This window comes from Terrisphaera buseokensis (genome assembly GCF_047521145.2).
In the GTDB taxonomy this organism is placed as follows: domain Bacteria; phylum Verrucomicrobiota; class Verrucomicrobiia; order Opitutales; family Opitutaceae; genus ER46.
The window spans coordinates 4,248,842-4,268,323 of the sequence record NZ_CM134186.1 but is presented as its reverse complement, the minus strand read 5'-3'; the positions used below and the strand labels follow the sequence as shown (position 1 = coordinate 4,268,323).

Here is a 19,482-nt window from a genome sequence, read left to right as displayed (position 1 = left end):
GCGTCAGGCGCAGATGGAGCGGGCGATTTCCGCGGATTTTTCAGGGCTGAAGAGCTGGGCTACGAGCACGAGGCCGAAGTCCAGCGCAGTGCCGGCACCGCGCGAGGTGATCAGCTTTCCGTCGACAACCACGCGTTCGTTGGCGAGCAGGGCGGGGAGCTCGGCCGCAACGGACATGTGGGCCGTGAAGCGACGGCCGGTCAGCACGCCGGCGTCGAGCAGGACGGTGGGTGCGGCGCAGATCGCGGCGACCCAGCGATCGAATTTCACGTTGCGCAGGACGAGGCCCCGCACGCGGGCGTCGGCGCGCAGGTGTTTCACGCCGGGGCCGCCCGGCAGGAGCACGCAGTCGAAATCCCGCTCGAATACCGCGGCCAGCAGAGTGTCGGCGTGCATCGTGAGGCCGCTGCGTCCGGTCACGTGAATGCTGTCGGCGATCGCGGCGATCGTGACGTCCGCCCCGGCCCGGCGTAGCAGGTCGATGGGCGTGACGGTTTCGATCTCTTCAAAGCCTTCAGCGAGGAGAACCAGGATGGAGGGCATGGACGGAAAATGCGGGAAACGACTCAGGCCTGACAAGGGAATGCCGTCCGACGCTTGCAGCAAACGGCCCGCAGCGATGAGGTGGTGGCATCCATGGAGGCCCTTTCCGGCAAGCGACTCGTGATTTTTGGCTGCGGTTATGTCGGCTGCGCCGTGGCCGACGCGGCGAGCGCCGCGGACGTGCACGTCACCGCGCTGACGCGCAATCCCGACACCGCGGCGCGTCTGCGGGAGACCGGTGTGCACGTCGTGGTCGCGGATCTGGCGTGCGATCGCTGGCATGACGCCGTCGCTGGCGGGCCGGACTTCGTGCTGAATTGCGTGAGCTCGGGCGGCGGCGGCACGGACGCGTACCGGCATAGTTATCTGCAGGGCATGGAGTCGATTCTCGCGTGGGCGCGCGTCCGGCCGCCGATCGGAACGTTGCTTTATACGAGCAGCACCTCCGTTTATCCGCAGGGCGACGGCGCTCGGGTGGACGAGCAGTCGCCGGCAATCGCGGCGTCGGATCGCGCGCAACTGCTCCTCGAGACCGAGGCCCGGGTGCGTTCACCCGATGGCGGGTGGGGGCGCTGGTTCATTCTCCGGCTCGCCGGGATCTATGGTCCGGGTCGGCATTATCTGATCGACCAGGTGCGCGCCGGCGCGGTGGCTGGTGCGGCGGAACATCACCTCAACGTGATTCATCGCGACGACATCGTGAGCGCGACGCTGGCCTGTTTTGCGGCGCCTGCCACCGTGGCTAGCGACGTCTTCAACGTGGCCGACACGGCCGCGGCGCCGAAATCCGAGGTGGTGGCCTGGCTGGCCGGACGGCTGCACGTGCCGGTGCCTCCGTTCACCGGTGCGCAGGCGGCGGGGCGCCGGATGGTTACGCCCGACCGCGTGATCGTCGCCGGGCGGATTGCGTCGATCCTCGGCTGGCGTCCGGCCTACCCGACGTTTCGCGAAGGCTACGCCAGTTTGTTGTCGCATTGAATCGCGCCGCACTTCTCAACTGTGGGTTCACGCAGCCGGTCCGGCGGCGAAAACACCTTAACCCACGTCACCATGGCAGGTCTTGGCAAACTCGTTAAACAGGCGGAAAAGATGAAGCGCGGCATCGAGGCGTTGCAGACGCAGCTCGACGCCAAGGAACTCGAGGTCACCAGCGGCGGCGGCGCGGTGAAGATCAAGATCAACGGCAGCGGCAAGTTTCTCGCCCTTGCGCTCGACGCGGAGTTCCTCAAGGAGGATCCGAAGCTGGTCGCCGACACCGTCCTCGCGGCGGTGCAGGATGCGGCCAAGCAGGCGAAGGATTACAACGAGTCCGAGATGCAGAAAATCACCGGTGCGTTCCAGATGCCCGGGATGTTCTAAGGCGCGCTCGGTCGCCCGGCGTGGGTCCCGCGCATGACGCCTGCCTTCGAAAAGCTGCAGAAGCACCTCAAGCAGTTGCCGGGACTGGGATTTCGCTCCTCGGAGCGTATCGCCCTGCATCTGCTGGTGGAGAAGCCCTCGCGCCTCCCGGAATTGGTGGCGGCGCTGGAGGAGGCGGCGCGATCCGTGCGGCGCTGTGAGCGCTGCGGGAATCTGGCGGAAGCCGAGCTGTGCGGCATCTGCGCCGACGAACGCCGGGATCGCGCGGTCGTGTGCGTCGTGGAACATGTGCCGGATCTCGTGGCAATCGAGCGCAGCGGCGCCTTTCGCGGCGTGTATCACGTCCTGCACGGCAAGCTGTCGCCCATCCACGGGGTCGGCCCGGAGGATCTTTCGCTCGCGGCGTTGCAAGCCCGGCTGGTGTCCGGCGAGATCAGCGAACTGATCCTGGCGTTGCCCAACGACGTCGAGGGCGAGGCGACTTGTCACTTTATCACCGAGCAACTGCCGCCCGATCGGGCCGTGAAGGTCACGCGCATCGGCTTCGGGCTGCCGAGCGGGGGCGGGGTGCTTTACGCGGATTCGGTGACGTTGAAGAGCGCCCTCGACGGTCGTCGCGGTTACCAGTGAACGGGTGGCTTCCGGGGTGCATGGCGGCCCGGTCCCTCATGATTGCTCTTGCCGAAATCACGGCCCACCCGTAACGATAGACACCGTTCTGTCTGGACAGGGCGGGCGTAGTATATCGGTATTATGTGTGCTTCCCAAGCATGAGAGGCGGGTTCGACTCCCGCCGCCCGCACCAATCATCAACCCAAAGTTACCTATGAAGAAATCCTCCAAATCATTGTTCGCCCTCATTGCCTTCTCCCTCGCCACCGCTGGCTACGTGTTCGCGGCTGACAAGGTCGAGAACAAGGTTGCCGGCTGCTGCGCCAAGGCCGCTGGTGAAGGCAAAGTCTGCGCCCACGCTTGCTGCGTTGAGGCCGCCAAGGCCGGTGACAATTGCACGAAGTGCAAAGGTTCCGGCAAGATCGTGAAGAAGTCCGAGGCGAAGAAGTAAGTATCCGCTTCTCCTGATCTCTCGACCGCGCTCCCCAAGGGGCGCGGTTTTTTTATGCCCACTTGCGGCGGCGTCACACGCAGGCCAACTCCGGGTGGCTACGAGCGCCAGCGAGTGGCCGCGCGTTCGGGTCTAGTCGCGGCTCCCACGCGCGGGCGTTCTTGGCCACGTCCCGCCCCACGTGCGCCTTTCCGTTTTTTCAACCTTCACCTTTCAACCTTCAGCCCCCGCCGCCGCGCGCCGCGCAGCGCGTCACACGTCGGCTTCGACGTGCTCGGCGTGGAGATTCCGCCACCGTGCGACAACGCGACGATGGACGTCGTCCGGTGCCAGGCCGTAGCTGGCGCGCAGCACGTCCACGCTGCTCCCGTGCTCGACAAATTTATCCGGCCAGCCGATGCGTTCCACCGCGGCGGGGCAGTCGGCGTCCTGCAGCGCCTCGAGCACCGCGCTGCCAAAGCCACCCGCCAGCACGTGATCCTCCATCGTGACAATGAGCGGAATGCAGGCGGCGTGACTCAGGAGCAAAGCGCGGTCGAGCGGTTTCACGAAGCGGGCATTGACCACGCCCACGGAGAGGTTTTCCCCGGCGGAAATGCGGTCGGCGAGCTTCAGCGCATCCTGCACCATCGAGCCGAGCGCCCAGATCATGATGTTCGACCCTTCGCGCAGGACTTCGGCATGGCCCACCGGTAGCAGGGCGGGCTGCTCCTTGATCGGCACGCCCATGCCGGCGCCGCGCGGATACCGGATGAAGCCCGGGCCCGGCAGGTTCAGGCTCGTGTGCAACATGTCGACGAGTTCGTCCTCGTCCTTGGGCTGCATGATCGTCGCGTTGGGCACGCAGCGCAGGTAGGACAGATCGAACAGGCCGTGATGCGTCGGGCCGTCGTTCGGCGAAAGCCCCGCGCGATCCATGCAGAACGTCACCGGCAGATTCTGCAGCGCGACATCGTGAATCACTTGATCGTATGCGCGCTGAAGGAACGTCGAATAGATCGCACACACGGGCCGGAATCCCTTGGTGGCCATGCCGGCGGCGAAGAGGACGGCATGCTCCTCCGCAATGCCGACGTCGAAGAACTGCTGCGGCACCGCCTCAGCCAGATGCGAAAGGCCCGTGCCGCTGGGCATGGCGCCGGTGATGCCGACAACGTTCCGGTTGGCGCGGGCAAACCGTGTGACGGCCTGGCCAAACACGTCCTGAAAATTCGGGGCGGCTCCAGGCGTGGGTCGCTTGTTCTCGCCGGTAATCGGATCGAAGGGCGCGGCGCCGTGGAACTTCTCCGGGTGGGCGATGGCGGCCTCGAGGCCCTTGCCCTTCTTCGTGAGCACGTGCACGAGCACGGGCACGTCGCAATGCTGGGCGAACTCCAGGTTCTTCCGCAGCGCCTCGAAATTATGGCCGTCAACCGGGCCGAGGTAGCGCAGCCCGAACTTCTCGAACAGCGACGACTCGACGAAGAAGTCCTTCGTCTCGCGTTTCCACTTCATGTACACGCGATTCATTTCCACCCCGGCCGGGAAGCTCTTGAAGAACGCCTCCACGTCGTGGTGCAGCTTGTTGTACGTCGCACTCGTGCTGATGCGATTCAGGTAGTTCGAGATCGCACCGACGTTCTTGGCGATCGACCACTCGTTGTCGTTGAGAATGACGATCAGGCGCTTGGTCGAACTGACGACGTTGTTGAGCGCCTCGAGCGTGATGCCGCAGGTGAAGGCCGCGTCGCCGCACACCGCAACGACGTGCTCGCCCGTGCCGCGCAGATCGCGGGCCGTCGCCATGCCCAGCGCGGCGGAAAGAGCAGTGCCGGCGTGGCCCGCGCCAAAGGGATCATGCGGGCTCTCGCTCCGGTAAAGGAAGCCACTCGCGCCACCGGTCTGGCGCAGTTTCTTGAAAAAATCCCCGCCGCGGCCGGTCAGCAGCTTGTGCACGTAACCCTGGTGCGCGACGTCGAAGACGAACTGGTCATCCGGCGAATTGAACACCCGGTGCAGGGCGATGGTCAGTTCGACCACCCCGAGATTGGGGCCGATGTGGCCGCCGTTCTTTGACGTCACCCCGATCAGTTCCTCGCGAATTTCCTGCGCCAGCCGGGGCAATTGGTCGGGCGCAAGCGCCTTGACGTCGGCCGGGCCGCGAATGGAGGCCAGCAATCGCGGCGGGAGCGAGGAGGTGGGTGCGTTCATCAGTGACGGTGGAGGCGAAACGATCAGGAATTTCAGTCTTCGCGGCCGGCTTCAAACTTTTCGAAGACGACGCTGCCGTCTTTTTGCTTCTTGAGCAGCTCGATCTTCACTTCCGCGTCCTTCAGGCGGGTTTCACAGACTTTCAGCAACTTCGTGCCCGCCTCGAACTTCGCCAACAACTCGGCGAGCGGCACGTCCCCGGATTCCATGGACTCGACGATGGTCTCGAGCTGACCAAGCGCGGTTTCGAAAGAGAGTTTGGCGTCAGGTGCGTCCACAGGGTCTCACGCTGCGTCGGGTAACGCTGCATTTCAAACCATCTTTGGGCTGGCGGAGGCAGGCAATTCGCATGGATTGGGACGATGCTCTCCGTCCTCCTCGCCGTCGCCGCTCTCCTGGTGCTGCGGCTGATCGCCGATCTGGTTCTCTCCGCGTTGAATCGCGCAGAAGTGCGCCGGCATGCGGGCGCGCCGCCGCCGGCGGTGGCGGCGATCATGGACGGACCGACCTACACGAAGTCGGTCGCCTACACGCTGGAAAAGTCGCGCTTCGGCGTGCTGACCGAGGTGTTCGACACACTGGTGCTCGCCCTCGTGATCTTCGGCGGCGTCCTGCCGGCGCTGTTTTCGCTCGTGGCCAGCTGGGGCGGGCCGGAGTCGTTGTGGACGCGCACCCTGTTTGTGCTCCTGGCGGGCGTGTTGCTTTCGTTGCCAGCCCTGCCGTTCGAGTGGTGGGAGCAGTTTCGCCTCGAACAGAAATTCGGCTTCAACAAGAGCACCACCGGGCTCTGGGTGACGGACAAGCTGAAGGGCGTGCTGCTGATGTTCGCCATCGGGTTTCCGCTGTTGTGGGTGCTGCTCTGGCTCGTCGAGCGGGTGGGACCGACCTGGTGGATTTGGGGGTTCGGAGTGCTGTTCGGCTTCCAACTTCTCATGTTGATTCTGTACCCGAAGGTGATCCTGCCCCTCTTCAACAAACTGACGCCGCTGCCGGAAGGCGAACTGCGCACGCGCCTGATGGCGCTGGGCGATCGCACCGGCTTTTCCGCGAAGACCATCGAGGTGATCGATGGCTCGAAGCGCTCGGGACACTCCAACGCCTACTTCACGGGCTTCGGCCGCTTTCGCCGCATCGTGCTTTTCGACACCCTCATTGCCCAACTCACGCCCGAGGAACTCGAGGCCGTGCTGGCGCACGAAATCGGTCACTACCGGCGCGGGCACATTCCCAAGATGATCGCGTTGTCCGCAGCGATGATGTTCGGCGGTTTCGCCGTCATTGCGTGGCTCGCGCGCAGCCCCTGGTTCAATGTCTCCTTTGGTTTTCCCGCCGGCGAGATGGCGCCGTCGCTCCTGCTGTTTGCGCTGCTCAGCGGCGTCGTGACCTTCTGGTTTGCGCCGCTCGGCAATCTGCTGTCGCGGAAGTACGAGTATGAAGCGGACGCGTTTGCCCGGAATGCCATGGGCGGGCCGGCGGCGATGGTCGGGGCGTTGCGGAAACTCGCGCAGAAAAATCTCTCCAACCTCACGCCGCACCGGTGGTTCAGCGGCTTTTATTATTCGCATCCGACGCTCGTCGAACGCGAGGCGGCGCTGGCGAAGCCGGTGTGACCGCTAACGGCGCCGATGACGCGGACCGCATTGCACGCCTTCGGCCCGTGGTTCGCGCGCGCGGTGTTATTCCTCGGACGGGGCTGGGGTGGGCTGCTGCTGGTGGTGACGTCGGTGGCGGCCGAGACCCTGACCGTTGCGACGTACAATCTCGAGAACTACGGCCCGGCGAACCGGATGACGGAGGCCGGCTATCGCACCGACTACCCGAAGCCCGAACGGGAAAAGCAGGCGTTGCGCACCGTGATTCGCGGCCTCGCGGCCGACGTGCTCGTGGTGCAGGAAATGGGCGGCGCGGCCCATCTCGAGGAATTGCGCCGGGATTTGCGGCGCGAGGGCTGTGACTATCCGCACGTCGCGCTGGCCCAGGCCGCCGATGCGGATCGTCATCTCGCCATTCTCGCGAAACGACCGCTCACGGCGGTCACGACGCATACCGATCTGCAGTTCACTTATTTTGGGACGAAGGAAACGGTGAAACGCGGCTTGATTGAAGCCACGGTGGCGACGGCGGCCGGTGACGTCACGGTGTTCGGGCTGCACCTGAAGAGCCGCTTTACCGATCGGGCGGATGATCCGCTTTCCGGCGTCCGGCGCGCAGGGGAGGCGACCGCCATTCGCGATCGCATCCTGCAACGTTTTCCGCGGCCGGCCGAAGCGCGGCTCGTGGTGCTCGGCGATTGCAACGACGGGCGCACGAGCAAGGCCGTGACGTTCCTGCAAAAACGGGGCCGGACCGAACTCACCACGCTGCTCGCCGCAACGGATACGCGCGGCGAGGTGTGGAGCCATTTCTATCGCCGCGAGGAAACCTATTCCCGGGTCGATCAGATATTCGTCTCACCGGCGCTGGTGAAATCAGTCGAAGGCGGCTCGGCGCGGATTTACGACGGCGAGGGCGTCCGCGATGCGAGCGATCACCGGCCTGTCTACGTCGTGCTCACGCTTGAGCCGCGCTAAGCGCGGCTCGCACGGAAACGCGGGCCTCTGGCGCGCGTGCGCTCAGCGACCCGAAACCGAAATCGGGATCGTCATCTCGCCGGAGCCGAAGCCCTTCATGAAGAGGTTGCCGTTGCCGGCCTTGCCGCCTTCGACGGTGACGGCGACGCTGGTCTGGCCCTGCGGGACGATCACTTCGGGCATGATGACGCTTTCCGGAATGTCGGTCGTCACGTCGATCAGCGTGCCGCCTGCGGGCGCCGCGTTCGGCAGCGTGAAGCTGAGCGTCTGGCGTTCGCCCGTACGGAGCGAAAGCGTAGTGGGTGAAACGGAGACGCTGCTGGTATCGACGCGGAAGGTGCCGACCGGCGAGTTGCCCGCCGTGCCGTTGACCGTGACCTGATAGTTGCGGCCGGCTTCCAGCGCCGGAACGAAGAAGCTCAGCGCGTTCGGCGATTCGAACACCGTGCGGGCGGGCGTGCCGTTTACATGCACGACATCCTGGGCGGTAAAGCCGCGGCCGAGGACGCTGATGCGGGATCCGACCGGGCCGCGATTCACTTCGAGTGACAGCACGTAGCGGCTCACGATCTGAATGGTCTCCACCTTGGTGTAGGCTTCCTGCGGCGTCTGCATGCCGTTGCCCTCGATGTTGAAATTCACCAGATAATAGTAGGCGAGGCGGTCGCGGCCGGACGGCAGCTGGTACTCGAATTCATAGATGCCCTCGCCGAGTGCGCTCTTCTTCATGTTGTGGCTCTTGCCATCCACGATGATCGTCGGCGAGACGCCTGAAACCGTCGACGTGCGCGGCGTAACCCGCAGGCTGAACGTGTAAATGTGCGACGGATTTTCGGCCATCGATTTGGGCGTCAGGTCCGTGAGCGTGACGGTGTCGCAGCCTGAGAGCAGGGCCAGCGCCAGCAGGGACGTGAGCCAGACGATGATTTTTCTCGCGGGAGAAATTCGGTTGGTGTGCATTGGATCCAAGAGTGAAAACCAGTCGGTTAAAAAGCGTTAGTAATGAGTGGCGTACCGGCAGAGCAAGCTAAAGCTGTGCGCTTGGCAACGACGACCACCGCACTGCAGGCATCGACCGACACGCTGAGCTCCCACGGGACTGCGGCGGAACCGCTGGGAATCTACGTGCACGTGCCGTTCTGTGCATCGACGTGTGACTTTTGCGCATTTTATCAAAAGCAGCCGACCGCGGATGAGGTCGTCCGGTTCCTGCAGGGGATTGAACGCGAGAGCGCGTTGGTGAACTGGCCGCGGCCGGTGACGTCGGTCTTCTGGGGCGGCGGCACGCCCGGCATGCTCGCACCGCGAACGCTGGGTGAGCTCGCCGAAATTGTCCGCGCCCGCTGCGGTGGGACGCCGGCCGAGTGGACGGTCGAACTGGCACCGGGGTCCGTGACGGACGCGCGCCTCGCCGTGTTGCGCGACGCCGGCGTGACGCGGGTGTCGATGGGCGTGCAGAGTTTTCAGCCGGAGTTGCTCGATGCGCTCGGACGCCAGCACACGCGTGAACAGATCTATAGAGCATACGACCGCGTGCGGGCGGCGGGCTTTCGCAGTGTAAACCTCGATCTGATGTTCGCTCTGCCGGGTCAGACCGCGCCGGAGTGGGCGGGCGACGTCCGCGAAGCGGTTTCCCTCGGGCCGGATCATCTCTCGACGTACTGCCTCACCTTCGAGGAAGACACCAAGCTCTGGGTGAAGCTGTCTCAGGGCCGGGTGAAACTGGACCCGGAATACGAGGCGGCGCTCTATGAAGCCACCTGGTCGCAAATGGCGGACGCCGGTTATGCGCAGTACGAAGTGTCGAACTTCGCGCGACCCGGACACGTGTGTCGCCATAATCTGAACACCTGGCGCATGCACGAGTGGGTGGGGCTCGGCCCGTCCGCCGCCTCGCAGCACGGCGGCTGGCGCGGCGGTAATGTGGCTGACCTCGAGAAATGGCTCGATCAGGTCGGTCGCGGCGAACGCATGACGGAGGATCGGCTGATGCTGACGCCGGCGGCGCTGGCCGAGGACGCGTTGATTTTTGGGCTGCGGATGAACGAGGGCGTCGATCTCAGCCCGTGGCGGTTGCGTGCGCCGGAAGCGCCGTGGTCCGTGGTCGAGGACACGCTGGCCACGCTCGCGGCGGGTGGACTGCTCGTGCGCACGGGCAGCATCGTGCGGCTGACCACGCGGGGCCGGTTGGTCGCCGATGCCGTCGGCGCGGAAGTGATGGCGGCATTCGAGCCGATCACGGAGACGGCATGAACAGGAGCGCCATTGCTATCTTTGAATAGTCTGCTGAACGTAGCGCTCACACTGCACATGGATGATTTTGCCGAGACCCACAGCCTGGCCGGTGGCGCGGAATGGAGCGTCCGCATGGAGATGATCGCGCCATGATTCGGCGATGGGCCGCGGGGTTCCTTGCCGCGGGTGTGCTGCTCGGCCTGGCCGGCTGCCAGTCGTCGGCCAAGAAGCCGCTCGACTACACGCCGATGGTCGCGCGGTTTTTCCTCGAATCGGGCAGCGGTGACGGCATGCCGCTCACGCTGCCGCAGAGTGACGTGCGCGTGACGGTGAACACGAAGCCCGTGATCACCGAAGGTGACATCGGCAACGTGGAACTCGTGCAGGTCGATCTCGGCAAATGCCTGCTGATCCAGCTCACGCCGTCCGCGATCCGCGATTTCTACCGCATGTCCGTCACGCACCAAGGGCGGCGGCTGGTGCTCATGATCGACAACGTCGCGCTCGGCGCGCGGCGGATCGACGGTCCGGTGACGAACGGCGCGCTGTTTGTATTTGTGGAGTTGCCCGACGCGTCGCTGCCGGCACTCGTGGAGAATCTGAAAAAGACGTCGGCGGCATTGCAGCGCGAGCTGGCGCGCAAGGGATGAGCGGGCGGACGTGGCAACTCATGGCGGGCTGGTTGGCGCTGCTGCTTTTCTGCGGCACCGCAAGGGCCGCGGAGCGTTTTCAGCTGGTGTGGCCGACGCCCAGCACCGCGTGGAGTGACGGCAAGCCGCCGGCGCAGTGGTTGCAACACGCCGGATCCGGTGATCCCGATTCGGGTGGATTCGGCGGCGTGCGCAGCGGCGGCGGACATTTTCACGAAGGCATCGACATCCGGCCCGCGGGCCGCGACCGCCGGGGCGAGCCGACGGACGACGTCATGGCCGCGATGCCGGGAGTCGTGCGGCACATCAGCGCTTCGGCCGGCGAAAGCAGTTATGGCCGCTACGTCGTGCTGGAGCATCCGACGATGACACCGGCGGTCTATACCTTGTACGCGCATCTGGCACGCATCGCGCCCGGGCTGAAGATCGGCGACACCGTCACGGCCGGACAGGTGCTCGGCCGGATGGGCCACAGTTCGGGCGGTTACATGATACCGACTGACCGATCGCATCTCCATTTCGAGATTGGGGTCGCGGTCACGCGGAATTTCCAGGCGTGGTACGACCGGCGCAAATTCGGCAGTCGCAACGAGCACGGCATGTGGAACGGCATGAATCTCATGGGCGTCAATCCGCTGCAGTTCTTCAACGAGTGGCGGGCCGGAAAACTGGAGCGCGTGCAGGATTTCTTCGAGCGCATGGAGCCGGCGGTGCGGCTGCGGATCGCGACGCTGCGCACGCCGGATTTTGTGACGCGTTATCCGTCGTTGGTGACCCGCACGGTGCCGATGGGCCAGCTGGCGGGATGGGAGATCAAATTCAACTGGACGGGCATTCCGTTCTCCTGGACGCCGCTCACCGCCATCGAGGTCGCCGGGCTTCCACCCGAGAAGCCGCGCCTGGTCGATGTCGACGCCGCGCTCGAACGGCGGGAACGCAGCAAGAGTCTCGCGGTGCAGAAACGCGGCGTGTGGACGCCCGGCAAGGATCTCGAAATCGTGCTGCAGCAGTTGTTCGGCATGCCGTAAGCCGGCAGGCCTGAAGAAATCCCTGCATCAACCCCGCCTTCAACTCTGCGGCTTCAGCGTCTGCAGCAGAGCCTGGAATTCCGGGTGCCGCTTCAGGGCGTCGAGATCGGGATCCTGCTGCATCCAGTCGAAATCGGTGTAGCCGAGTTTCACGGCGGCACGCAGCTCGCGCAGCGCGTCACTCTTTCGTTTCGAGAGCGCGAGGCTGCACGCGAGGTTGTAGCGCGCGGTGGCGTTGTCGGGCTGCAGCCGCACGAGCTTGCGGTCCATCTTCAGTCCGTCGGCGATGCGACCCTGCCGGGTGTAGAGCCCGCCGAGCAGCTCGACGACGGCGGCGTACGCGGGCTCGCGGCGCAGGACCGACTCAAAGAAACGGATTTCGAAATCCGGATCGTGCGTGCGTGCTTTCGCCATCGATGGAACCCGGACGCGCTCAGCCACGCCGCGGGCAGGTGCCCGTCTCCCGGAATTGATTGCAGTGCGCGCTGACCTGCAGGCGCTGCGTCACCGGCGTGAGCCCGAGCTTCGACGACACCGTGCTGCCGTACCACGACATGAACGGCGCGCTGATTTCAAAAATCTTGTCGCAGTCGATGCACACGACTTGGGCGATCTGTGTGCTGTCGCCCTCGCGGTTGGGCCGGTAAAACTTCTCGCCGGAACCGATGTCGACTTCGCGGAGCAGCGCGCTCTGCGTCATGATCGGCAGCGTGCGATACACCGTGGCGCGCGAGACCGAGTCGTCGATCGTTCGCGCATAATCGAGCAGCTGCTCGGCGGTGAAATGCTCCGGCTGGGCGAAGGCGGCGTCGAAGATGGCCAGACGCTGATTGGTGGCCCGCAGTCCTTTTTTTGAAAGGAAAGTCCGGAATTTTTCACGGGCCGCAGGTATGCTCACGGTGCGACTGTTCCCAGCCCGGCCGCCGGCTGTCAATGGGATCGTTTGCAAGTGCCCGGCACTCGCTGGCGCGGGTGTTTCCCGCTCGGGCCGGGCGGAAAAGAAATTGCGCCCGCCCGCGCGGGGCGACGTCATCGCGCCCAATGATCATTGGGGTTCACCCGCTCGCCGGCTTCGACAAGCTCCTGCACTATCGCGTGCCGGAGAACCTGCGCGACGCGGTGGCGGTCGGAACGCTCGTGCGCGTGCCGGTGGTGAACGCGCTCAAGCTCGGCATCGTGGGTGAAATCGGCGCGCCGAAGGATTTCCCGGTCGAGCGATTGAAGCTCATCGCGCAGGTCGTGTACCCATTTCCCGCGCTGCCGCCGGATCTCCTCGGACTCGCGCGCTGGATGGCGCGTTACTACGCGTGCGGGCTCGACAGCATCATCGAAACGATGATTCCCGTCGCGGTCCGGCGCGGCGCGGGCCTCAAGCAGGAGAAGCTGGTGTCGATCGCGCTCAAACTTTCGCCCGAGGATCTCGCGACGCTGGACAAACGCGCGCCGCAGCAGGCGAAACTCTACCGGTTTCTCGAGCAGCAATTCCGCCCGCAACCCAAGGCCGTCGTGATTGCGCGCCTCGGCCTGACCGCCGCGGTCGTGAGCGCCCTGGCCAAGCGCGGCGTGCTGCGCGAGGAGTCGCGTCGGATTGAGCGCATTGCGTACGACGACGATCACTCCGCGGGCGAACTCGTCGCCGCCATGCCGCACGCGCTCAACGCGGAGCAGCAGACCGCGGTCTCCGCGCTCGCGACGAGCATTGCCGACAACGCCTTCAGCGTATCGCTGCTCCACGGCGTGACCGGCTCGGGCAAGACCGAGGTTTACCTGCGCGCCATCGACACCGCGCTCAAGGCGGGTGGCGGCGTGGTGTTTCTCGTGCCGGAGGTGGCGTTGACGCCCCAGACCGTGGCGCGGCTGCGCTCGCGGCTCGAGGCGATCGCGCAGGGCCAGCGCTGCGTCGTCTGGCACAGCCACCTGAGCGAAGGCGAGCGCCTCGACGGCTGGCTCGCCCTCGCGACCGGCGAGGCACGCGTCGTGGTCGGCGCGCGGTCGGCGATTTTCGCGCCGGTGCAGAATCTCCGCCTCATCGTGGTCGATGAGGAACACGAACCCGCGTACAAACAGGACGAGACGCCGCGCTACCACGGCCGGGATGTCGCGGTGATGCGGGCCAAGCTCGCCGGCGCGGTGTGTTTGCTCGGGTCCGCGACGCCGTCGCTGGAGAGCTTCACCAATGTCGAGTCCGGCAAGTACCGGCTGCTGCAGCTCACGCAGCGCGTCGACGATCGGAAGCTGCCGTTCATCGACGTGGTCGACATGCGCATCGAGGCGATGAAGCAGCGGACGCTGCCGTCGCTCTCGGGTAAGCTGGTCCGCGCGATGCACGATCGGCTCGAGCGGCGGGAGCAGACGATTCTGTTCATCAACCGTCGTGGCTACTCGTCGTCGATGCTGTGCACGAAGTGCGGGCACGTGGAGGAGTGCCGGCATTGCAGCATCACGATGACGTATCACCGGGCCGACGAGATGCTGCGCTGCCACCTGTGCGGTGATCAGCGCGACGCCCCGGCGCGCTGCCCCAAGTGCGGCGCGCCCGAGATCCGCTGGCGCGGCCTTGGCACGCAGCGGGTGGAGGAGACCGTGCGCCGGATGGTGCCGCGGGCGCGCATCGAGCGGATGGATACGGACACGATGTCGAAGAAGAACCGGTTTCGCGAAGTGCTCGCGTCGTTTCGCGCCGGCAAGATCGATGTGCTCATCGGCACGCAGATGATCGGCAAGGGGCTCGATTTCCCCAACGTGACGCTTGTGGGTTTGATCGACGCCGACATGTCGATGCACATCCCGGATTTTCGCGCCAACGAGCGGACGTTCCAGTTGCTCGTGCAGGTGGCGGGCCGCGCCGGCCGCGGCGATCGCGCGGGCGAGGTCATCGTGCAGACATTCACGCCGCAGGCGGAGGCAATCCAGTTTTCCCGCCAGGCGGATTTCGCCGGCTTTGCCGCCTCCGAACTCAAGATCCGCCGCGACTTCAACTACCCGCCGTACCGGCATCTGATTCATCATCTCTTCCGCGGGCCAAATCCGGAGAAGCTGAAATTCTTCGCCGAGCAGTGGGCGAAGCTCGTGGAGAAAACGCTCGGGGATCGGGTCGAACTGCGCGGTCCGTCCGCCTCGCCGATCGAGAAGATCAAGGATCAGTATCGTTGGCAGCTCTGGTACTTCACCAACGCCGTGACCAAGGTCGTGCCCGAACTCGCCCGCCTGCGCGAAGGCTTCGCCTGGTCCGATGACATCACGCAGGTGATCGACGTGGATCCCGTCAGCCTGATGTGAGGGGAGTGGGGGAGTTGAGAGCTGAGAGTTGAGGGTTTAGAGTCCAAAACCGCTTCATCCCGCTCGATCTCCGTAATGACGCGCCTTCCGATCGATTTTCTCTCTCAACTCTCAACCCTCAACTCGCTCCATCAATCCGTCCGCAACGCCTCGACCGGGCTGAGGCGGGACGCGCGGATGGCGGGATAAAGACCGGCGAGCACGCCGACCGTGGCGCTGGAGGCGATGCCGATGACGAGCGCGATAAGCGACAGCTCCGGCCGGTTGGCTTCCACGACAAAGTGCTGCATGACCTTGATCAGGATCACGCTGGCGACCATGCCGATCAAACCGCCGGCGAGCGCAAGGGTGAGGGACTCGGCGAGGATTTGCACAAGGACGTCGATGCGCTTCGCGCCCAGCGCGCGGCGCACACCGATTTCACGGACCCGTTCGCTGATGGAGGCGAGCATGACGTTCATGATGCCAATGCCACCGACGATGAGACCGATGACGGCCACGCTGCCGAGCGAAACGTAGTAGCTGTTGCGGGTCTTTTCGAAACTCTGCAGCAGGTCCTCGCGCGTTTCCAGGCGGACATCCTGGATGCCCCGATGCGTGTGCGTGAGGACGTTCAGGATTTGTTCCTGCGCGTGGGGCATGTCGGCGACGTCGGCGAGCTGGACGTTCAGCACGTCGACATTTTCGTCGATGCGGAAAAGCGTCTGCGCGGTGGTGAGCGGGATGAAGACAGCGTAATTCTTCTGGCTGACGCGCCCGCTGCCGCCGCCGGCGCTGCCGGAGGCGAGGCGATAATCCTTCAATACGCCGACGACCGTGAAGGGCTGGCCGTTGAGGGTGATGACGCGGTTGAGCGGATCGATGCCGCGGGGAAACAGGATCTCGGCGATGGTGGCACCGATCACGACCGTCTGCATCTGCAGTTCCAGATCGAGGTCGCCGAGCAGCCGGCCGTCGGCGATGTCGAAGCGATCCATGATGAAGGTTGCCGGCAGCACGCCGCGCACGGTCTGGCCGGTCGCGCGGCCCTGGAAGTAAATGCGCGCGCCGCCGGGGATCAGCACTTCGGCTGTGACGCGCCGGGCGAGGGGCACCGCGGTGAGGATGGCCTGCACGTCATTCAACGTGCGGCCGGGCGAGAGCGGCGCCTTCTCGCGCTGGTATTCGGGGGCCGGGCGCGATTGCACGCTGATGCGCTCGATGCCGCCGGTCTCGTAAATCATGGTCTCGAATCCGCGCAGCAGGCCCTTGACCACGCCAAGCATGCCGACAAGCGCGGCGGCGCCGAGCACGATGCCGAACAGCGTCAGGAAGGATCGCAGCTTGTGGGCGAGGACTTCCCGCCAGCCGCTGGCCACACCCATGAACAGGAGACGCATGGGAGCGGGCGTTACGAACGGCTGGGTTTGCCGCTTGAGCGCGGCTTCACCGGACCGAACGGATCGCTGGCCGGCGACTTGCTGGATTTCTGCTTCGGTGGCGGCGCGACGGGCGGCACAGGGAGTTCGCCTTCAAATTCGAGCGGCCGGGTGCGGGCAACCTCGTCACCCAGCTGCAGGCCGGAGTTGATTTGGACGTAGCGCGTGTCGGCGATTCCGATGTCGACCTCGTGGGCGACAAACGTCTCCTCCTTGCGCATGAACACATAACGCGCGCCTTCCGCGGTGGAAAACACGGCGTTTAACGGTACCGCGAGCACGTCGTCGGCTCGCGCCAGCGTGAACATCACGGTGGCCGACATGCCGGGCCGCAGGCGTTCGTCGGCCTCATCCAGAATGACATCGACGGGAAACACGCGGGTGCGATCCACGCTGCTCTCGAGCGCGCTGGTCGCGATGCGTTTGATGGTGCCGGTCATCTGGACGCTGCGCATCGAATCGACGCGGACCCGGGCGACGTCGCCGACCTTCAGGCGCGCGACGTCGATTTCGTTGATGTTGGTGCGCACCATCAGCAGGGAAAGATCGGCCACTTCGCCCAGCAGCGACCCGCCATTCTGGGCGGCCGCGCCGGTGATGACCTGGCCTTCGGTCAAGTCCCGCAGGAGCAACGTACCGGAGTGGGGCGCCCGGATGACGGTTTTGGCCAGCTTGTCGCGGAGGTTCGCGGCGCGCGCCTCGGCGATGGCGGCGTCGTTCTCCGAAAGCGAAAGCGTGATGCGGGAATCCTCGAAGTCCTTCTTCGTGACCACGCCCTTCCCCTGCAGATCGATAAGACGGGCATGATCGCGGCGGGCGCGTTCGGTCCGGAGCTTGGCGGCTTCGATGCTGCGTTCGATTTCCTGGATTTGCGTCAGGAGATCCTGCTGATCGAGCCGGAGGATTTCCTGCTCCTTGTCGAGCTTCTGCCCGTCGACCGCTAGAATCTTGACGATCTTGCCGTTGATTTCCGAGCGGAGTTCCGTGGAAAAAACCGCCCGCAGCCGGCCGACGGCGACGATTTCCTCGGAGATGGTCGCCGTCCGGACCTTGGAAACGGGAATGACTTCCTGGCGCTTGTTCCCGAGCAGGCCGGGACTGATCTTACGCCAGACAATGGTCCCTCCCCAACCCACACCTCCGAGAATGATGAGCACGATGATCGTGCGAAGGAGAGGCCGGGGCCGGCGGGACGGCGTCGCTGAGGAAGACATGGAAGGGGTTGAGACGTGCGCGAAGCGGTAGGGAAACGCGGCAAAGCGAAATACTGCGAGCGACCAGTCGAAAGGCCCGCGTTGCAGGGACGCAACCTCCCTTTCGTGCGGTCGCAAAGTAACTGATCGTGGAGCTGCGTGCCGTCCGGCGGCCGGCGACATCAGATTGTTGCAGCGCCTGGAACCGCCCGGTTCCCCTTGCGATCAACACTGGGCTGCCATGGTCCGCGTCCGGCGGGTTTCGCCCGCGGACTGCGCAGGAAACAGAGAGAACGGCGCCCGCAACTGACGCGAACGGACGCGTCGTGCGCGGGCAGCTGAAAGGTGCTGGCTACGCGGCAATACGACCGACGTTGAGACCGAACGCTCCGGCCCACGTGTGCGCGGCGCCGGCGATCCACGTGCCCGGCCAGCTGGCCGACGGCAGGTGCGCGGTGTGTGCGGACAGTCCCTGCAGCTGGCGCTCGGAATTGATCGGAGTGGACGCACCGGCGTCGCTGCTTTCGGCGTACGGGACGGCCGCGGTACCGTTGGGGGCGTCGAGATCACGCACGATTCCGATGTAGTACGTGACCAGTCCGGCGGTGTTGCGCACCGGCGAGATCGAAAGGTGATTCCAGAACGTCGAGCCGTCCTTGCGGTAATTCTGGATGCGGTCGGTGAACTCCGTGCCGTCGGTCAACGCGCGCTGGATGGCTCCCAGCGTCCGCGGGTCCGTGAGCGGTCCCTGGAGGATCCTGCAGGTCTGCCCGACCATGTCCGCCTTGGTGTAACCCGTGATTGCCGTGAACGCCGCGTTGATGGTGCGAACGATCCGGTCGGGACCGGTGAGGACCACGCCATGGCAGGCGGTTTTACTCGTCACGCCGGCGGCTCCAGCGACGGACGACGCTTCCGGTTGCAGGCGTGGGGCGTCATCGTTGCGGCGAATCGCAACCGCGCCGGGCACGAGTTCGGCGGGCGCAAAGGAGGGAAAGTGCGGCGAATTCATGGTGACGGTGAGACTTAGAATGCAGCGCCTGCCACGACCGCGGTCGCGGGCGCTGGCGATCGCGGACGAACGCCGCTGGCCGATTGCTGGCGCGCGACCTCGTCGCGACATTCGAGGGCGGTGAGGGCAAGGCGTTCGAGCGTGGCGTCCGAGAGGCCCAGCGTGGTGACTGCGCTCGCGTCATGCATGACGGCAAAACTTTCCCAACCGGGCGACGCGCCGGATTGGTGGGCGAGGGCGTCGGCGACATGCACCACGGCGGCCAGACTGGCACCTCCGGTTGCGGGCAAACGATGATGGGCGGCGACCGCCTCGACGATGATCTCCGGGAGACGCCATTTGCGCAGCAGGGTCGCGCCCACCTCCGCGTGGTCGCAGCCGATGACCTCCTTCTCCGCATCGATCAGCGTGAGTCCGCCCAACCGCACCCGTTCGTGAAGGGCATGGCGCGCGTCGGCGCTGATCGCCTGGCCGATCACGAGTTTGCCGATGTCATGGAGCAGACCCGCGGTGTAGGCGATCGAGGTGTCGGCCCCCGTGCTGGTCGCCACCGCCGCCACCCGGGGCGTCAGCAACGCGGTGACGATTGCATGCTGCCAGAGGGTCCCGGCCGCCATGTCGTAGCCGGGGAGCTCCACCCCAATCGAGCCACCGAAACTCAAGGCCATGACCAGCCGGTGGATTTCACCGAAGCCGAGATAGAGCACGCCGTGGTCGAGGGAGGCGACGGGCCGCGCGAGACCGTACATCGCGGAGTTGCAGACGGCGAGGAGCTTGGCGCTCAACACGACATCCCGCGAGACGACCGCGATGACCTCGTCGTAGTCCGCTTCCGGCTGATCCAGGAGCGTCAACAGCCGCACGACCGTGGCCGACGGGGCCTGCAGCGTGCGCGCGCCCTGGACCAGGGCCTCAGCTGACAACCGGGTGGGACTTATCATG

At 65.3% G+C, this 19,482-nt stretch carries 20 protein-coding genes and 1 tRNA gene; 11 read left to right on the top strand and 10 right to left on the bottom strand.

Annotated features, from left to right (window positions below):
* Positions 1 to 3: 3 nt before the first annotated feature.
* Positions 4 to 543, bottom strand: coding sequence for a DJ-1 family glyoxalase III (locus tag ACLJEU_RS15975; RefSeq protein ID WP_414661443.1), 540 nt, complete (start codon positions 541 to 543; stop codon positions 4 to 6).
* An 81-nt stretch (positions 544 to 624) separates the two neighbouring features.
* Here ACLJEU_RS15975 and ACLJEU_RS15970 point away from each other — a divergent pair, with 81 nt between their 5' ends.
* The 5 genes from ACLJEU_RS15970 to ACLJEU_RS15950 all read left to right on the top strand — a co-directional run bounded on the left by ACLJEU_RS15970 (position 625) and on the right by ACLJEU_RS15950 (position 2,965).
* On the top strand, positions 625 to 1,521 hold the full coding sequence (locus ACLJEU_RS15970) for an NAD-dependent epimerase/dehydratase family protein (RefSeq protein ID WP_457795392.1): 897 nt from the start codon (positions 625 to 627) through the stop codon (positions 1,519 to 1,521).
* 72 nt (positions 1,522 to 1,593) lie between these two features.
* Positions 1,594 to 1,902, top strand: a complete 309-nt coding sequence (locus ACLJEU_RS15965; protein WP_414661444.1) for a YbaB/EbfC family nucleoid-associated protein — start codon at positions 1,594 to 1,596, stop codon at positions 1,900 to 1,902.
* A gap of 33 nt (positions 1,903 to 1,935) precedes the next feature.
* Positions 1,936 to 2,532, top strand: a complete 597-nt coding sequence (recR, locus tag ACLJEU_RS15960) for a recombination mediator RecR (protein WP_414661445.1) — start codon at positions 1,936 to 1,938, stop codon at positions 2,530 to 2,532.
* A 101-nt stretch (positions 2,533 to 2,633) separates the two neighbouring features.
* Positions 2,634 to 2,707 (top strand) — tRNA-Gly (locus ACLJEU_RS15955).
* A 21-nt stretch (positions 2,708 to 2,728) separates the two neighbouring features.
* Positions 2,729 to 2,965, top strand: coding sequence for a hypothetical protein (locus ACLJEU_RS15950; RefSeq protein ID WP_414661446.1), 237 nt, complete (start codon positions 2,729 to 2,731; stop codon positions 2,963 to 2,965).
* Positions 2,966 to 3,217: 252 nt separating this feature from the next.
* On the opposite strand, the gene dxs is transcribed toward ACLJEU_RS15950, so the two are convergent.
* Both dxs and xseB read right to left on the bottom strand, forming a co-directional pair.
* Positions 3,218 to 5,155: a 1-deoxy-D-xylulose-5-phosphate synthase gene (dxs, locus tag ACLJEU_RS15945; RefSeq protein ID WP_414661447.1), complete on the bottom strand. Its 1,938-nt coding sequence runs from the start codon at positions 5,153 to 5,155 to the stop codon at positions 3,218 to 3,220.
* 32 nt (positions 5,156 to 5,187) lie between these two features.
* Positions 5,188 to 5,433 (bottom strand): exodeoxyribonuclease VII small subunit, encoded by a 246-nt coding sequence (gene xseB, locus ACLJEU_RS15940; protein WP_414661448.1) that lies wholly within the window; start codon positions 5,431 to 5,433, stop codon positions 5,188 to 5,190.
* A gap of 84 nt (positions 5,434 to 5,517) precedes the next feature.
* Between xseB and ACLJEU_RS15935 the strand changes: the two genes are divergently transcribed.
* Together ACLJEU_RS15935 and ACLJEU_RS15930 are read left to right on the top strand one after the other, a co-directional pair.
* Complete coding sequence (locus ACLJEU_RS15935) at positions 5,518 to 6,765, top strand: M48 family metallopeptidase (RefSeq protein ID WP_414661449.1); 1,248 nt, start codon at positions 5,518 to 5,520, stop codon at positions 6,763 to 6,765.
* A 15-nt stretch (positions 6,766 to 6,780) separates the two neighbouring features.
* Positions 6,781 to 7,725: an endonuclease/exonuclease/phosphatase family protein gene (locus ACLJEU_RS15930; protein ID WP_414661450.1), complete on the top strand. Its 945-nt coding sequence runs from the start codon at positions 6,781 to 6,783 to the stop codon at positions 7,723 to 7,725.
* A gap of 42 nt (positions 7,726 to 7,767) precedes the next feature.
* Here ACLJEU_RS15930 and ACLJEU_RS15925 read toward each other — a convergent pair whose 3' ends face one another.
* Positions 7,768 to 8,685, bottom strand: coding sequence for an IPT/TIG domain-containing protein (locus ACLJEU_RS15925; RefSeq protein WP_414661451.1), 918 nt, complete (start codon positions 8,683 to 8,685; stop codon positions 7,768 to 7,770).
* Between the two features lie 81 nt (positions 8,686 to 8,766).
* Here ACLJEU_RS15925 and hemW point away from each other — a divergent pair, with 81 nt between their 5' ends.
* The 3 genes from hemW to ACLJEU_RS15910 all read left to right on the top strand — a co-directional run bounded on the left by hemW (position 8,767) and on the right by ACLJEU_RS15910 (position 11,638).
* A complete protein-coding gene (hemW, locus tag ACLJEU_RS15920; RefSeq protein WP_414661452.1) occupies positions 8,767 to 9,978 on the top strand; it encodes a radical SAM family heme chaperone HemW in 1,212 nt (403 codons plus the stop codon).
* A gap of 131 nt (positions 9,979 to 10,109) precedes the next feature.
* A complete protein-coding gene (locus ACLJEU_RS15915; protein ID WP_414661453.1) occupies positions 10,110 to 10,610 on the top strand; it encodes a hypothetical protein in 501 nt (166 codons plus the stop codon).
* Positions 10,607 to 11,638 carry a M23 family metallopeptidase gene (locus tag ACLJEU_RS15910; protein ID WP_414661454.1) on the top strand — a complete coding sequence of 344 codons (1,032 nt, stop codon included), beginning with the start codon at positions 10,607 to 10,609 and terminating at the stop codon, positions 11,636 to 11,638. Before ACLJEU_RS15915 ends, ACLJEU_RS15910 begins: the two co-directional genes overlap by 4 nt.
* A 39-nt stretch (positions 11,639 to 11,677) precedes the next feature.
* On the opposite strand, the gene ACLJEU_RS15905 is transcribed toward ACLJEU_RS15910, so the two are convergent.
* Together ACLJEU_RS15905 and ACLJEU_RS15900 are read right to left on the bottom strand one after the other, a co-directional pair.
* Entirely contained in the window at positions 11,678 to 12,052 is a 375-nt protein-coding gene (locus ACLJEU_RS15905; RefSeq protein WP_414661455.1) for a TPR end-of-group domain-containing protein, read from the bottom strand.
* 19 nt (positions 12,053 to 12,071) lie between these two features.
* Positions 12,072 to 12,536 (bottom strand): Fur family transcriptional regulator, encoded by a 465-nt coding sequence (locus ACLJEU_RS15900; protein ID WP_414661456.1) that lies wholly within the window; start codon positions 12,534 to 12,536, stop codon positions 12,072 to 12,074.
* Positions 12,537 to 12,679: 143 nt separating this feature from the next.
* Here ACLJEU_RS15900 and priA point away from each other — a divergent pair, with 143 nt between their 5' ends.
* On the top strand, positions 12,680 to 14,917 hold the full coding sequence (gene priA, locus ACLJEU_RS15895) for a replication restart helicase PriA (RefSeq protein ID WP_414661457.1): 2,238 nt from the start codon (positions 12,680 to 12,682) through the stop codon (positions 14,915 to 14,917).
* Between the two features lie 131 nt (positions 14,918 to 15,048).
* Here the strand turns inward: priA and ACLJEU_RS15890 are convergent, their stop codons facing one another.
* The 4 genes from ACLJEU_RS15890 to ACLJEU_RS15875 all read right to left on the bottom strand — a co-directional run bounded on the left by ACLJEU_RS15890 (position 15,049) and on the right by ACLJEU_RS15875 (position 19,481).
* Positions 15,049 to 16,296, bottom strand: coding sequence for an ABC transporter permease (locus ACLJEU_RS15890; protein ID WP_414661458.1), 1,248 nt, complete (start codon positions 16,294 to 16,296; stop codon positions 15,049 to 15,051).
* 11 nt (positions 16,297 to 16,307) lie between these two features.
* On the bottom strand, positions 16,308 to 17,549 hold the full coding sequence (locus ACLJEU_RS15885) for an efflux RND transporter periplasmic adaptor subunit (RefSeq protein ID WP_414661459.1): 1,242 nt from the start codon (positions 17,547 to 17,549) through the stop codon (positions 16,308 to 16,310).
* Between the two features lie 331 nt (positions 17,550 to 17,880).
* Positions 17,881 to 18,540: a PAS domain-containing protein gene (locus ACLJEU_RS15880; RefSeq protein WP_414661460.1), complete on the bottom strand. Its 660-nt coding sequence runs from the start codon at positions 18,538 to 18,540 to the stop codon at positions 17,881 to 17,883.
* A gap of 14 nt (positions 18,541 to 18,554) precedes the next feature.
* Entirely contained in the window at positions 18,555 to 19,481 is a 927-nt protein-coding gene (locus ACLJEU_RS15875) for an HDOD domain-containing protein (RefSeq protein WP_414661461.1), read from the bottom strand.
* Between the last annotated feature and the right edge of the window lies 1 nt (position 19,482).